The organism is Solwaraspora sp. WMMD792 (assembly GCF_029626105.1).
Classification (GTDB): domain Bacteria; phylum Actinomycetota; class Actinomycetes; order Mycobacteriales; family Micromonosporaceae; genus Micromonospora_E.
Genome location: NZ_JARUBH010000009.1, coordinates 1,235,287 through 1,248,302, shown reverse-complemented (window position 1 = coordinate 1,248,302; position 13,016 = coordinate 1,235,287). Strand labels below are relative to the sequence as shown.

Annotated in this window: 13 protein-coding genes; 5 read left to right on the top strand and 8 right to left on the bottom strand. The window is 71.5% G+C overall.

The window, feature by feature from the left end; all coding sequences use genetic code 11:
* Positions 1-29: 29 nt before the first annotated feature.
* From O7629_RS07220 to O7629_RS07210, 3 genes are all read right to left on the bottom strand, one after another.
* Positions 30-662, bottom strand: coding sequence for a nucleotidyl transferase AbiEii/AbiGii toxin family protein (locus O7629_RS07220; RefSeq protein ID WP_278174443.1), 633 nt, complete (start codon positions 660-662; stop codon positions 30-32).
* 32 nt (positions 663-694) lie between these two features.
* Positions 695-1,048 (bottom strand): hypothetical protein, encoded by a 354-nt coding sequence (locus O7629_RS07215; RefSeq protein WP_278168262.1) that lies wholly within the window; start codon positions 1,046-1,048, stop codon positions 695-697.
* Between the two features lie 66 nt (positions 1,049-1,114).
* Positions 1,115-2,062 (bottom strand): helix-turn-helix domain-containing protein, encoded by a 948-nt coding sequence (locus tag O7629_RS07210; protein WP_278174442.1) that lies wholly within the window; start codon positions 2,060-2,062, stop codon positions 1,115-1,117.
* A gap of 94 nt (positions 2,063-2,156) precedes the next feature.
* Here O7629_RS07210 and O7629_RS07205 point away from each other — a divergent pair, with 94 nt between their 5' ends.
* Positions 2,157-2,615 (top strand): hypothetical protein, encoded by a 459-nt coding sequence (locus tag O7629_RS07205; RefSeq protein WP_278168261.1) that lies wholly within the window; start codon positions 2,157-2,159, stop codon positions 2,613-2,615.
* On the opposite strand, the gene O7629_RS07200 is transcribed toward O7629_RS07205, so the two are convergent.
* On the bottom strand, positions 2,569-2,919 hold the full coding sequence (locus O7629_RS07200) for a helix-turn-helix domain-containing protein (RefSeq protein ID WP_278168260.1): 351 nt from the start codon (positions 2,917-2,919) through the stop codon (positions 2,569-2,571). The genes O7629_RS07205 and O7629_RS07200 overlap by 47 nt on opposite strands.
* Before the next feature lie 176 nt (positions 2,920-3,095).
* Here O7629_RS07200 and O7629_RS07195 point away from each other — a divergent pair, with 176 nt between their 5' ends.
* Positions 3,096-3,728: an NAD(P)H-binding protein gene (locus O7629_RS07195; protein ID WP_278168259.1), complete on the top strand. Its 633-nt coding sequence runs from the start codon at positions 3,096-3,098 to the stop codon at positions 3,726-3,728.
* 16 nt (positions 3,729-3,744) lie between these two features.
* On the opposite strand, the gene O7629_RS07190 is transcribed toward O7629_RS07195, so the two are convergent.
* Together O7629_RS07190 and O7629_RS07185 are read right to left on the bottom strand one after the other, a co-directional pair.
* Positions 3,745-4,671 (bottom strand): acetamidase/formamidase family protein, encoded by a 927-nt coding sequence (locus O7629_RS07190; protein WP_278168258.1) that lies wholly within the window; start codon positions 4,669-4,671, stop codon positions 3,745-3,747.
* A gap of 36 nt (positions 4,672-4,707) precedes the next feature.
* Positions 4,708-5,427, bottom strand: coding sequence for a hypothetical protein (locus O7629_RS07185; RefSeq protein ID WP_278168257.1), 720 nt, complete (start codon positions 5,425-5,427; stop codon positions 4,708-4,710).
* Between the two features lie 125 nt (positions 5,428-5,552).
* Here O7629_RS07185 and O7629_RS07180 point away from each other — a divergent pair, with 125 nt between their 5' ends.
* Positions 5,553-6,092 carry an NUDIX domain-containing protein gene (locus O7629_RS07180; protein ID WP_278168256.1) on the top strand — a complete coding sequence of 180 codons (540 nt, stop codon included), beginning with the start codon at positions 5,553-5,555 and terminating at the stop codon, positions 6,090-6,092.
* Positions 6,089-6,703, top strand: coding sequence for a DUF1707 domain-containing protein (locus O7629_RS07175; protein WP_278168255.1), 615 nt, complete (start codon positions 6,089-6,091; stop codon positions 6,701-6,703). Before O7629_RS07180 ends, O7629_RS07175 begins: the two co-directional genes overlap by 4 nt.
* Here the strand turns inward: O7629_RS07175 and O7629_RS07170 are convergent.
* Positions 6,675-7,388 carry a 4'-phosphopantetheinyl transferase superfamily protein gene (locus O7629_RS07170; protein WP_278168254.1) on the bottom strand — a complete coding sequence of 238 codons (714 nt, stop codon included), beginning with the start codon at positions 7,386-7,388 and terminating at the stop codon, positions 6,675-6,677. The genes O7629_RS07175 and O7629_RS07170 overlap by 29 nt on opposite strands.
* A 42-nt stretch (positions 7,389-7,430) precedes the next feature.
* Positions 7,431-7,901: a DUF4878 domain-containing protein gene (locus O7629_RS07165; protein WP_278168253.1), complete on the bottom strand. Its 471-nt coding sequence runs from the start codon at positions 7,899-7,901 to the stop codon at positions 7,431-7,433.
* Positions 7,902-8,135: 234 nt separating this feature from the next.
* On the opposite strand from O7629_RS07165, the gene O7629_RS07160 reads away from it, so the two are divergent.
* A complete protein-coding gene (locus tag O7629_RS07160) occupies positions 8,136-12,962 on the top strand; it encodes a family 43 glycosylhydrolase (RefSeq protein WP_278168252.1) in 4,827 nt (1,608 codons plus the stop codon).
* Positions 12,963-13,016 lie beyond the last annotated feature (54 nt).

Here is a 13,016-nt window from a genome sequence, read left to right as displayed (position 1 = left end):
CGACTGACTGGCAACTCTCTCGACTCCTGCTACGTGGGCTCCTGCGGCTCGCCGAGGAGTTGCTCGCGCCAGTCCGCGAATCGCCCGCGCATCGCTGCGATGTCCTGTGGAACAGTGCCGTAGGCCGCAAAGCGGCGGTCCGGGTAGCGCGGCAGCATGTCGAACAGATCGGCGAGAATCGGTCGGTCGAACCCAGCATCGGCCTGCTCGGCAAGTTCGAGGATTCGCTCACGGGAGTACCGACCAGTCTGCACGGCAGCATCGACGTCGAGGAAATCTCTCGGTTCGGCGCGAGTGAACAGGGCAGACATTTTTCCTGCGACGACATCGTCGATGTGCAGGACCGGACCGATGTCCATGGTCACCGGCGGCAACGCACGCCAGTTCGCGGCAAGTTCGACCTTGTACGGCCGGTCAGGTTCAACAGGTTCGGTAACCGCCAGCCGAGCGAAGGTCTCGAACTGCTGGGTGATCTCGACGGCGTAGCCGCCCGAACGGTAGGCCGCGACAACCGCGTCGACCGCGACCTCGAAGTCGTCGCGCCGTTCCCAGGCGGTGAACAGGTCGATGTCCTCACTCGGTCGGTCGAGGATCCCGTGCGCCTGCACGGCATAACCGCCCGCTAGGGCGAAACCATAATGACCAGCGACCCGGAGCCCGATCTACGCCAGCCGGAGGTAGCCCTCTTCCATGATCAGCCAGCCAGCGTCCGCGGCGGGGCGGCCAGTTCAGGGAACCGCGCCTGCCACAGCGCACGCAGCCGCGCTGGCAGCCACAAGCGTGGCCACACTTGACGTAACGTGTCCGCGTCGAGCCACCGGCTCAAATCAGCAACGCTGGCAGCCTGGTTCAGCACCGTCTGATACATCAGCTGGAGATCACCGGCGTCGTCGAGGTCGTAGTCACTGTCACCGGACCAGTCCAACCAGCGATCAAGAGTCACCACCCCGGTCACCGGCCCTCGCAGATCGGCCAGGCGCGCGGGGATGACGTAGTGCCGCTGGTCGGCGTACCGCGAACCAGGCGGCGCGCCTTCTGCCCTCGTCATTGCCGCACCTCCTCAGCCCGATCCTACGGCCGGCCCGACTCTTGACGACGTACCACGGACCATAAGTTACTGAGGCTGACGAAAGGCGCCCCGGTAGGCGTACGGGCTGGTGCCGACGATCCGTTTGAAGCTGTCCCGGAACGCGGTCGGTGAACCGAAGCCGACCCGGCGGCTGATCTGCTCGACCCCGTCGTCGGTGGCTTCCAGCAGGTGCTGGGCCTGCCGGATCCGGGCCTCCTGCAGCCAGCGCAGCGGCGGGACGCCGGTGTGTTCTCGGAAGCGTCGGTGCAGGGTCCGAGGGCTCATGCCGGCCCGGTCGGCGATCCGGGCCAGCGTCAACGGTTCGGCCGCCTGCTCACGCAGCCAGTTCAGCAGCGGCTCAATCGCCGGCTCGGGTGGTGCCGGTGGTGATTGGGCGGGGATGAACTGGGCCTGCCCGCCGCTGCGTTCCAGCGGCATCACCGACAGCCGGGCCGCGTCGGCCGCCGCCGCCGAGCCGTGGTCGCGCCGGACCAGATGCAGACACAGGTCGAGGCCGGCGGCGGCCCCGGCGGAGGTGAGGATCTGCCCGTCGTCGACGTAGAGCACGTCCGGGTCGACCCGGACGGCCGGGTAGCGGGCGGCCAGGTCGGCGGCGGCGCGCCAGTGGGTGGTGGCCGGTCGCCCGTCGAGCAGGCCGGCGGCGGCCAAGACGAACGCGCCGGAGCAGATCGAGGCGATCCGGGTGCCGGCGTCGGCGGTGGCACGCAGCGCGGCCTGCACCGGCTGCGGCACCGGGGCCGACAGGTCGGCGCAGCCGGGGACGATCACCGTGTCGGCGGTGGCCAGCGCGGTCAGGTCGGCGGCGGGTCGCAGGGTGAACGCGCCGGCGTCCACCTCGGCGGTGGCCGCGCAGACCACCACCTGGTACGCGGCCCGGCCGTCGGGCAGCCGCAGCCGGCCGAACACCTCGATCGGGGTGGACAGGTCGAAGGGGATGACCCCGTCGAGGGCGAGGATCGCGATCCGGTGCACGTCGACGACGGTACGCCGGGCCGTGGCGAGAATCCGTCGACCTATGTCCTGCTGGCCACTCGTCGCGGCACGATACCGCACATACCGTCGCCGCGTGACGAAATTCCTGCTCTCCGTACACGTGTTGGCGGCGATCGTGGCGATCGGCCCGGTCACCGTCGCGGCCAGCATGTTCCCGGCCGCCGCCCGGCGGGCGATCGCCGACCCGCACGACGCCGCCGCCCGCACGAGGCTGCGCACGCTGCACCGGATCTGCCGGGTGTACGCCGCCGTCGGGATCGTCGTGCCGGTCTTCGGCCTGGCCACCGCCACCAGCCTCGGGGTGCTCACCGACGCCTGGCTGCTGGTGTCGATCGCGCTCACCGCGATCGCCGCCGCGCTGCTGGTGCTGCGGGTCCTGCCCCGCCAGGCGACGCTGCTGACCGGAGTCGACGCGACGAAAGCCGGGGCGGCCCCGGGGCGGCTGGCGGCGTACACCGGGGTGTTCAACCTGCTCTGGGCGACCGTCACGGTGCTGATGATCGTCCGGCCCGGCTCGACCACGGGGGTGTGAGCGTGCCTGCTGGTGCTGCGGCGGCTGCCCCCCAACCCCAGCGGTGTGCCCAGCTGACCAGTGGATGCAGCACCTGGATCAGCTCCCGGCCGGCGTCGCTGAGGGAGTACCGCACCTGCACCGGATATGTGGGGGTCACCTCCTTGCGGACGAGCCCTTCCCGGACCAGTTCCTGCAGCCGCGCCGAGAGGAGCCGGTCCGAGATGCCGTCGACGTTGGCGCGCAGCTCCGAGAAGCGTTGATGGCCGCGATGCAGGCTCATCAGGATCGCGGCGTTCCACTTGCGGCCCGCGAACTCGGCCACCCGACGGAACTCCCCGCACGCATTTTCGCTGACCCGCCTGTCGTGAGATGCCGTCACTAACAAAAGGTAAGCGGCTTACGTGGTGTTTGGCAACGGCGGTCTCGACGCCGACAGTGGGTGTCGCACACCTGCGCAGCAGCACCCGTCCCAGCTGATCACCATCAGGAGACCGTCAGATGAGAATCGTCGTTGTGGGCACCGGCTTCGCCGGTGCCGCCCTCGTCCGGGAGTTCGCGGCGCGCGGCCACGACGTCGTCGCCGTCTCGCGCAGCGCGGCGGGCACCTGGCCGGCGGGCGTCTCCTCCGTCCCCGGCACCGTCTACGATCCCTCTTTCGCGTCGCGGATGGCCAGCGACGCCGACGTCCTCGCCGTGGCCCTGCCGGCGCTCAGTGCCGAGGGTGGAATCGTCGCCAGCGTGCGAGCGCTGCTTCCCGCTATCAGCCGTCGCGTCCGGCTGGGCATCGTGGGTGGCTCGGCCGTCCTGCCGCTGCGAGCGGGAGGGCCCCGCCTCGGCGACACCGACTCGTTCCCCGCCGCGCTGCGGCCCCGCGTCACCGCCCACCAGCAGGCACTCGACACACTGGCGGCCTCCCCCGACGAGATCGACTGGTTCGTGCTGGTGCCCGCCGCCGAGTTCGGCCCGCACGCGCCCGGCACCCGCCGAGGCACGTACCGGACGAGCCGGACCGCGCTGGTGTCCGACGCGAACGGCCGTTCGGCGATCGGTGTCGAGGACTACGCCAGTGCGTTCGCCGACGAGATCGAGGCTCCCACGACGCACCGCTCCTGGCTCACCGTCGGCTACTAGCAACCTGTCGCGGCACTCAGCGGAGGGCCTCGTCGGCGAGCCGGGCGTGCACGCCGACCACGCCGTTGACGATCTGCGTCACCCGTACGTCGACGACGACGCTGGCCAGGGCGACCGCGTCGCCCCGGGACAGCCCGTGCCGGCGGGACATCAGGGTGATCATCGCGTCGAGCGCGTCGGCCGCAGCGGCGTCGAGGGTGTCGCCCAGGCCGAGGGTCAGCCAGGCACCGTCGACCCGGGCCACCGGGCCGGTCAGCGGCTGGTCGTCGACCAGGTCGAAGGTGAGCTGGACCCGGTCCATCGGGCATTCGATCGCCGTACCGCAGATCTCGCCGTCGCCCTGGGCTGCGTGGCCGTCGCCGACGGAGAACAGCGCGCCGTCGACGGTGACCGGCAGCAGCAGGGTGCTGCCGGCGACCAGGTCCTTGCAGTCCAGGTTGCCGCCGCAGCGCCGGGGCGGGATCGTCGAATGCTCGCCGGGCTGCGCCGGCGGCATGCCGAGCACCCCGAGGAACGGCCGCAGGGTCACGGTGTGGCCGAGCTGGTTGCGGCCGGTGCCGGCGGCCGGGTCGAGCTGCCAGGTGTGCACGGTTTCGGTGCCGGCGATCCCGTACCGGTCGCTGTGCGGGGTCAACGCGCTGCCGGCCAGGGTGGTGCCCCACTCGGCCGGCAGTACCTCGTCGACCCGTACCGATAGCGTCGTCCCGGGCCGGGCACCGCGCACCGCGACCGGCCCGACCAGCGCATGGCCGAACCCCGGCCGGTACGCCGCGTGCCGGGGCCGCTGGTCGTGCGGCCCGCCGGCGTACGGCCCGGCCGACCACCAGCAGTCCAGGGTACGGAAGATGACCGTGTCGCCGGGGTCGATGGTGAGCACCGGCGGATAGCCGGGTGAGAAGTAGCCGTGCAGGGTCCGGGTGTTCGGCTCCAGGGTGTGCCGCATCGCCGCAGGTTACCGCCGCCGGTCCAGGTGACGCAGCTAGCGCCGCCGGTCCAGGTAACGCAGCGACCGGCGCAGGTAGTTGCGCGGGTTAGTGTCGAGATGCCGGGCCCAGCGGGGCGGCAGGTCGTCGCGCAGCCAGGCGTACCGGCCCAGCGCGTAGCCGTACATCGGCTCGGTGAGATAGCCGAGCCGGCTCGACTGCCAGCCGCCGGCCCGACCCCGGTAGTCGAAGGCGGCGTTGGCGGTGAAGATGCCGAGTCCGAAAAAGACGGTGGTGAGGTCGGTGAGCGGCTCGTGGTCGGCGGCGTCGGGGCGGTGCCGGCCCTCGCCGATCAGGCGTTCGTGGGCCAGCTCGTGCGCGACGGTGGCGACCAGCGCCGTCGGCTGGCAGGCCTGCGCCCCGGCGATGGTGATCACGCCCCGGCCGCCCCGACGTACGTAGTGGCCAGCGGCGCCCGAGGCGGCCTGCGCGTACGCCGGCAGGCTGGCCAGTAGCGCGGCTTCGGTGTCGTCGGCCGGCTCGAAGACCAGCTCGACCCGGTCCGGGTCGACGGCCATGTGCCGTGCGACCCGGTGCAGCACCGCCGCCACGTCGGCCCGGCTGCCGTGGTAGGCGCCGGGGAAGAACTCGTCGGTGGGCAGCACCACCGGTCCGCGCAGCGCCGGCTCGCCGAACTCGCGGATCAGCCAGGACAGCGACTCGTCGATCCAGTCCCGCTCGGTCTCCCGGACCGGGCACGCCGCGCTGAACAGCATCGACACACCTCCCCGTACGGTTTGCTGCCGTCAGGATCCCCGACCGGGTACGGCGACGGGTGCCCGGCGGCGGTCGGATAGGCGACAGCGGGCGGGGCCCGGTGACCGGCGTATCGTCGGGCGCTGTGACTGGCGTGCCCTACTCGTTCTGCTCGTCCTGCGGTACCCGCTACCCGGCCGACGCCGGCTGGCCCCGGTCCTGTGGCCACTGTGGGCAGCAGGTCTGGCGCAACCCGACGCCGGTGGCGGTCGCCGTGGTGCCGGTGACGACTCCACAGGGGATCGGCGTGGTGGTGCAGCGACGCGACATCGAGCCGGCGCGCGGCGAACTGGCGCTGCCGGGCGGCTTCATCGAGTACGGCGAGGACTGGCGTACCGCGGTGGTCCGCGAGCTGCACGAGGAGACCGGCCTGACCGGGCGGGCCGACCAGGTGCGGCTGTACGCCGTACGCAGCGTGCCCAACGGTGCGAGCCTGCTGATCTTCGGGGTGCTGCCGCCCCGACCGGCGCAGGCGTTGCCGGTGTCGGCGGCGACCGAGGAGGCCACCGAGTGGCTGGTGGTGACCGAGCCAACCACGCTCGCGTTCCCGTTGCACACCGAGGTGCTGGCGCGCTATCTGACCGATCCGACGGACCCGGCGCCGCTCGGTACCCTGTGGGCGTGAGCGACCTTCCTGACCGGCTGCCACCTGACCGCCTGCCTCCCGACGGGCTGCGGGCCTCCGACGCCGACCGCGAGCAGGTGGCGGAGGTGCTGCGGGCCGCGGCCGCCGAGGGCCGGATCGATCTGCCCGAGTTGGACGAACGGCTGGGCCGGGTGTACGCCGCCCGGACGTACGCGGAGTTGGAACCGCTGACCCGGGACATCCCCCGCGCGGTGTCCGACGCGGTGGCCCGGCGCGGCGAGCACGGTCTGGCGCCGTCGCGGCCGTCGCAGTGGGCGATCGCGGTGATGAGCGGTTTCGACCGGCGTGGCCGGTGGGTGGCACCGGGCATTCTGCGGGCGATCGCCTTCTGGGGCGGCGGCCGGATCGACCTGCGGGAGGCGCAGTTCGACGCGAACGCGATCCGGATCCGGGCCTGGGCGATCATGGGCGGGATCGAGATCGTGGTGCCGGACGACGCCGAGGTGTCAATCAGCGGGATCGGGCTGATGGGCGACTTCGGGCAGCGGGCCGCCGGGCTGGGCAGCCCCGGTGGGCCGAGGATCCACATCAACGGGTTGGCGTTCTGGGGCGGTGTGACGGTCAGACGTCGGGGCCGGCCGGGACGCTGATCGCGGCGACGATCAGGCCGTTGCGGGTCAGCCACCGGCCGGTGAACCCGGTCAGCGGCGTGCCGTCGGGCAGCGCCGGGCCGGGCACCAGCAGCCGGGCGGTGAAGTCCCCGTCGGTGGCGGCGCCACCGGAGCCGGAGGTGGCGGCGCCACCGGAGCCGGGGGTCGCCTCGATGTACGCCTGCTCGAAGCCGAGCCAGCGTTCCGCCAGCGGATACCACGCCTTGTAGACGGCTTCCTTGGCGCAGAACAGTAGCCGGTCCCAGTGCACCTGCGGGTGGGTGTCCCGGCGGGCGGTCAGCCAGGTGAGTTCGTCGGGCACGGTGATGCTGTTCAGCACTCCGGAGGGCAGTGGTTCGTGCGGTTCGGCATCGATGCCGACCGTGGTCAGGTCGGCCGACCGGGCCACCACCGCCGCGCGGTAGCCGGCGCAGTGGGTGATGCTGCCGACCACCCCGGCCGGCCAGCGGGGTTCGCGGCGTGCGCCGGACGGCACCGGTACGCCGGGGAAGCCCAGCTCGGCGAGGGCTTCGTGGGCACAGCGGCGGGCGGTGCCGAACTCGCGGCGGCGCTTGTCCACCGCGTTGCCGACCACGGCCGTCTCCTCGGGGAACAGGGTGACCGGGACGCTGTCGTCGAACGCCTCGCGGGCGACCGCCGTGGCTGGCAGCAGTGCCTCGATCATCCCGCTCCGCCCTCCGTCACGGTCGTGGCAGGTGGTCGGGTGTCACTGGCAGACCCGCCATTCGCCGTTCTCCTCGACCAGTCTGACGGTCTCCTGCCGCTGCGCGCCACCGTCGTAGGTGACTTCGACGGTGACGGCGCCGGATGTCCGCCCGTTGGTGGTCGACACGTTGACGCCGACGATGTCGTACCCGGCGATCTGTCCGGCGGCGGACTCCTGCCGGACGTACTCCGTCTCGGACAGGGTGTCCCGGCGGTCCTGACACAGTCGTTGGTAGGCGCCGGCGTAGTCTCCGGCGGACAGCGCGTCGAAGTGGGCGGTGGTGGCGTCGCGGGCCGGCTCGGTGGCTGCGGACACGGTCCGGTACAGCCAGAATCCACCCCCGGCGACGCCGACGCAGCAGAGCAGGACGACGGCGAGCACGACAGCGACGATGATCACGGTGGTCCGCCGGCCGCGGCTCGGCCCAGCGGGTGACGGCGGTGGTGGCGGCCCCGGCGGTTGGTAACTCATGATCCGGATGCTAGAGGCCGCCCGCTACCTGCCCGTCCGTCGGCGGCGCGTCCCCGGAGTCCGGCCCTTGACGACGAGGTACAAACCGGATAACACTCTCGCAACCGCCGTGTCACGGCGACGAATCGGGCGAACGCGAACCGGGACGTCGCCTGCCGCGCGTTGTTAACGCTAACAAGATCTGATACCGAAACCTCTGCCAACAAACCGGACGCCTCCCAGGAGGAGACAGTCATGCCGCAGCGGGATCGACCGCGTACCGCCGGACCGCGACGAACAGCCCCGGCGTCGCGACGAACAACCCTGGCGTCGCTCGCCGCCCTCGCCCTTACCGCCGGTCTGCTGGCCGCCGGTCCGACCGCCGCCACCGCCACCGCGGCCGGACCGACCGACGGCCTCGTCCTGTGGTACGAACTGGACGCCACCGCCGGAACCGTCGCCACCGACGCGTCCGGCAACGACCGGCACGGCACCGTGCACGGTGCCGCCGACTGGTCCGGTGCCGACGGCCTGGGCCTCAACGGCAGTGACACGTACGTGGACCTGCCCGACGACGTGCTGCGCGACCTCGACTCGGTCACCGTGGCGATGGACGTGTTCATCGACCCGGCCCAGGTCACCCCATACTTCATCTTCGGAATGGGCAACACCAGCGGCGGCACTGGCGACGGATACCTGTTCGCCACCGGTGACCAGTTCCGCGCGGCCATCGCCAGCGGCAACTGGTCCACCGAGCAGAACACCCGACCGAACCCGTCCCGCAACCTCGCCCGGGGCGTCTGGAAACACCTGACCTACACCCAGACCGGCAACACCGCAGTGCTCTACGAGGACGGCGTCGAGGTCGGCCGCAACACCGCGGTCACCATCACCCCGGCGTCGATCGGTGGCGGCACCACCACCGCCAACTACATCGGACGCTCGGTCTACACCGGCGACCGCCACCTCGCCGGCCGGGTGCGTGACTTCCGCATCTACGACCGGGCGGTCACCGCCGACGAGGCCGCCCAGCTCGGGGAACGCGCAGCCGCCGCGGTCGTCGCCCACGACGCGGCCGCGCTGGACCTCGGCGACACCAGCCGGCTCACCGCCGACCTCACCCTGCCGGCCACCGGGCCCGGCGGCTCGGGCATCGAGTGGACCTCCAGCGACCCGGCGGTGGTCGCCACCGACGGTACGGTGACCCGACCGGCCGTCGGCGAACCAGACGCCCAGGCCACGCTCACCGCCACCCTGCGCCGGGGCACCGTCACCGACACCAGGAGCTTCGAGGTGACCGTACTGGCTGAATTCGACGACGCCCGGATCGTCGCCGACGCCGCCGCGGCGCTGACCGTACACGACGTCGACGACGTACGCGGAAACCTGACCCTGCCCACGACGGGCGCCGACGGCACCACCGTGACCTGGGCATCGGACGACCCGACGGTGGTCGGCACCGACGGAGTGGTGCACCGGCCCGCGCCCGGAGCCGGCGGCACCACCGTCAGCCTGACCGCCACCGTCACCCGCAACGCGGCCAGCGCCACCCGCGAGTTCACCGCCAGCGTCCCCGAACTGCCGGCACCGGCGGACCGCACCGGCTACCTGTTCAGCTACTTCACCGGCGAGGGCACCGCCGACGGCGAGCAGGTCTACTTCGCGCTCAGCCAGGGCAACGACCCGCTGCGCTGGCAACAGCTCAACGACGGCCGGCCGGTGCTCACCTCCACGCTGGGCGAGCAGGGCCTGCGGGACCCGTTCATCATCCGCTCCCCGGACGGCGACAAGTTCTACCAGATCGCCACCGACCTGCGGATCCACGGCAACGGCGACTGGGACGGCGCGCAACGCCACGGCAGTAGGTCGATCATGGTGTGGGAGTCCACCGACCTGGTCAACTGGACCGACCAGCGCCTCGTCCAGGTCTCCCCGGACACCGCCGGCAACACCTGGGCGCCGGAGACCTACTACGACCCGACGATCGGCGCGTACGTCGTCTTCTGGGCCTCGAAGCTGTACGCGGCCGACGACCCGGACCACACCGGGAACACCTACAACAAGATGTTGTACGCCACCACCCGCGACTTCCACACCTTCTCCGAGCCGCAGGTGTGGGTCGACCCCGGCTACTCGGTCATCGACTCGACGGTGATCGACCACGACGGCGTCTACTACCGGTTCACCAAGGACGAACGCAACAACTCGTCGTCGACGCCGTGCAGCAAGTTCATCCTTGCCGAGACATCGACGTCACTGCGCGACACCGGCTGGGACTTCCTGGCCGACTGCATCGGTCAGGGCACGATGTCCCAGGGTGAAGGGCCCACCATCTTCAAGTCGAACACCGAGGAGAAGTGGTACCTGTTCATCGACGAGTTCGGCGGGCGCGGCTACCTCCCGTTCGAGACCACCGACCTCGCCTCCGGCGAGTGGACGCCGTCGACTGACTACGCGCTGCCGACCAGCCCCCGGCACGGCACCGTGCTGCCGGTCACCCAGGCCGAATACGACGCGCTGCTCGCCGCGTACGGACCGGACCCAGGACCGGAGCCGACCGACGGACTACTGCTGCACTACGAGTTCGAGGAAACCGGCGGCAGTGTCGCCACCGACTCCTCCGGGCAGGGCCGGCACGGCCGCTACGAGCGGACTCCCGCGTTCGGCACCGGCGTCGACGGCGGCGGCTCGTTCAAGATGAGCGGCGGGGCCAGCGGCTCGACCACCGCGCCGTACGTGACGATCCCCGACGGCGTGTACGCCGGGGTCGCCAGCACCACCGTGGCGACCTGGGTCAAATGGGACGCGTCCAGCACCGCCAACCAGTGGATCTACGGCCTCGGCCCGGACAGTAACCGGTACCTGTTCGCCAGCCCGCGCAACGGCGGCGGGGTGCTGTTCTCGGCGATCACCACCGGCAGCTGGCAGGCGGAGAAGCAGCTGCGGGCACCGTCGGCGCTGACCGGCGGCGAGTGGAAGCACTTGGCGGTGACCGTCGACTCGGTCACCCGTACCGCCGTAATGTATCTCGACGGCGTCGAGATCGCCCGGGCCACCGACGTGGCCGTGCGCCCGTCTGACCTGCACGACCCGAGCCGCGACTACGCCGGATACATCGGACGCTCGCTCTACGGCGCCGACCCGTACTTCGCCGGTGAGGTCGACGACTTCCGGATCTACAACCGGGCGTTGACCGCCGACGAGGTGTACGCCCTCGGCGGCGACCCGGCGGCGATCACCGACGCGACCCTGCCGCAGCTGAAGGTGGACGCGATCGTCGACGCCGACGACCGGCGGGTGATCCTGCCGGTCCGGCCGGACACCGACCTGACCGCCCTGGCCCCGGAGTTCACCCTGGCCCCCGGCGCCAGCGTCGCACCGGCGTCGGGCACCGTCCGGGACCTGAGCGCACCGGTGACGTACACGGTCACCGGAGCCGACGGCTCCACCGCGACCTGGACCGTCGAGGCCCGGCTGATGCGCTCCCCGGTGCTGACCGGCCTGTACGCCGACCCGAACATCGCGGTCTTCGGCGACCGGTTCTACCTCTACGCCACCACTGACGGTTTCGCCGGCTGGAGCGGCACGAAGTTCTCGGTGTTCTCCTCGGTGGACCTGGTGAACTGGACCGACCACGGGGTCATCCTGGACCTGGCGACCGACATCTCCTGGGCGGACAACAGCGCCTGGGCGCCGACCATCGCCGAACGCGACGGCAAGTGGTACTTCTACTTCAGCGGTGGCAGGGCCACCGGCGACACAGGTAAGCACCTCGGGGTCGCCGTCGCCGACTCACCGACCGGGCCGTTCCGCGACGCGCTCGGCGAGCCGCTGGTGCCGGCGGGCACCTACCCCGGTCAGATGATCGACCCGGCGGTCTTCACCGACGACGACGGCCGGTCCTACCTGTACTGGGGCAACGGCTACGCCTACCAGGTCGAACTCAACGACGACATGGTGTCGTTCGACCCGGCGAAGGTGACCTCGCACCGGCCGGCCGGGTACAACGAGGGTGCCTTTGTGATCAAGCGCGACGGTCGCTACTACTTCATGTGGTCGGAGAACGACACCCGCAGCGAGGACTACCAGGTGGCGTACGCCGTCGGTGACTCGCCGCTAGGGCCGTGGAGCGAGCGGCGCGGCACCATCCTGCGCAAGGACCTGTCGTTGGGAATCAAGGGCACCGGCCACCACTCGGTGGTGCGTGTCCCCGGCACCGACGACTGGTACGTGGCGTACCACCGGTTCGCCATCCCGGACGGCGACGGCACCCACCGGGAGACGACCATCGACCGACTGGAATTCGCCGACGACGGCTCCATCGTCCCGGTGGTGCCGACCTTGGAAAGCGTCGCGCCGATCCGGCCGGTCAACACCGCTCCGGTGGTGATCGCGGTCACCGGTCCGGCCGGTCCGGTCGCGGCCGGCACCGAGGTCAGCGTCACCGCGACCTTCACCGACTCCGGCACGGACGACACGCACCGCTGCGTGGTGGTCTGGGGCGACGACACCGTGGACGCCGGCACGATCGACGGGTCCGCCTGCGTCGCGGCGCACACCTACGCCGAACCGGGGGTGTACCGACCGACGGTCACGGTGATCGACGACCGGGCTGCCGCGCACACCCTGACCGGTGGCTATCTGGCGGTACACCGGGCCGGCGGCGGGTACGTCGCCGGCTCCGGCTGGGTCAGCTCACCGGCCGGGGCGTACGTCGCCGACGAGGAGCGGGCCGGGCGGGCCGAGTTCGGGTTCGTCGCGGCCACCGGGCCGGAAACGACCGGGCCGGGACCGGCGGCGCTGCGGCTGCGCCTCGGCGGGTGGGAGTTCGCCGCCACCAGCCACCGGGGGTACGTCGTCGACGGTCCACAGGTGCGGTTCAACGGCCGGGGCACGGTCAACGGCGCCGGCGACTACGAGTACCTGGTCGGGTTGAACGACGAGGCGCTGCGGGAGCGGGGCAAGGACCGGTTCTGGATCCGGATCCGGGAGGCGGACACCGGGACCGTGGTCTACGACAGCCGGATCAACGCCGACACCACCGCGCTCGGCGGCGGAGCGGTCGTCGTCGACGTCTCGTGACGCGGCTGGGGCGCTACCCGTACGGGTAGCGCCCCAGCCTGCGGGCTTCGCCGA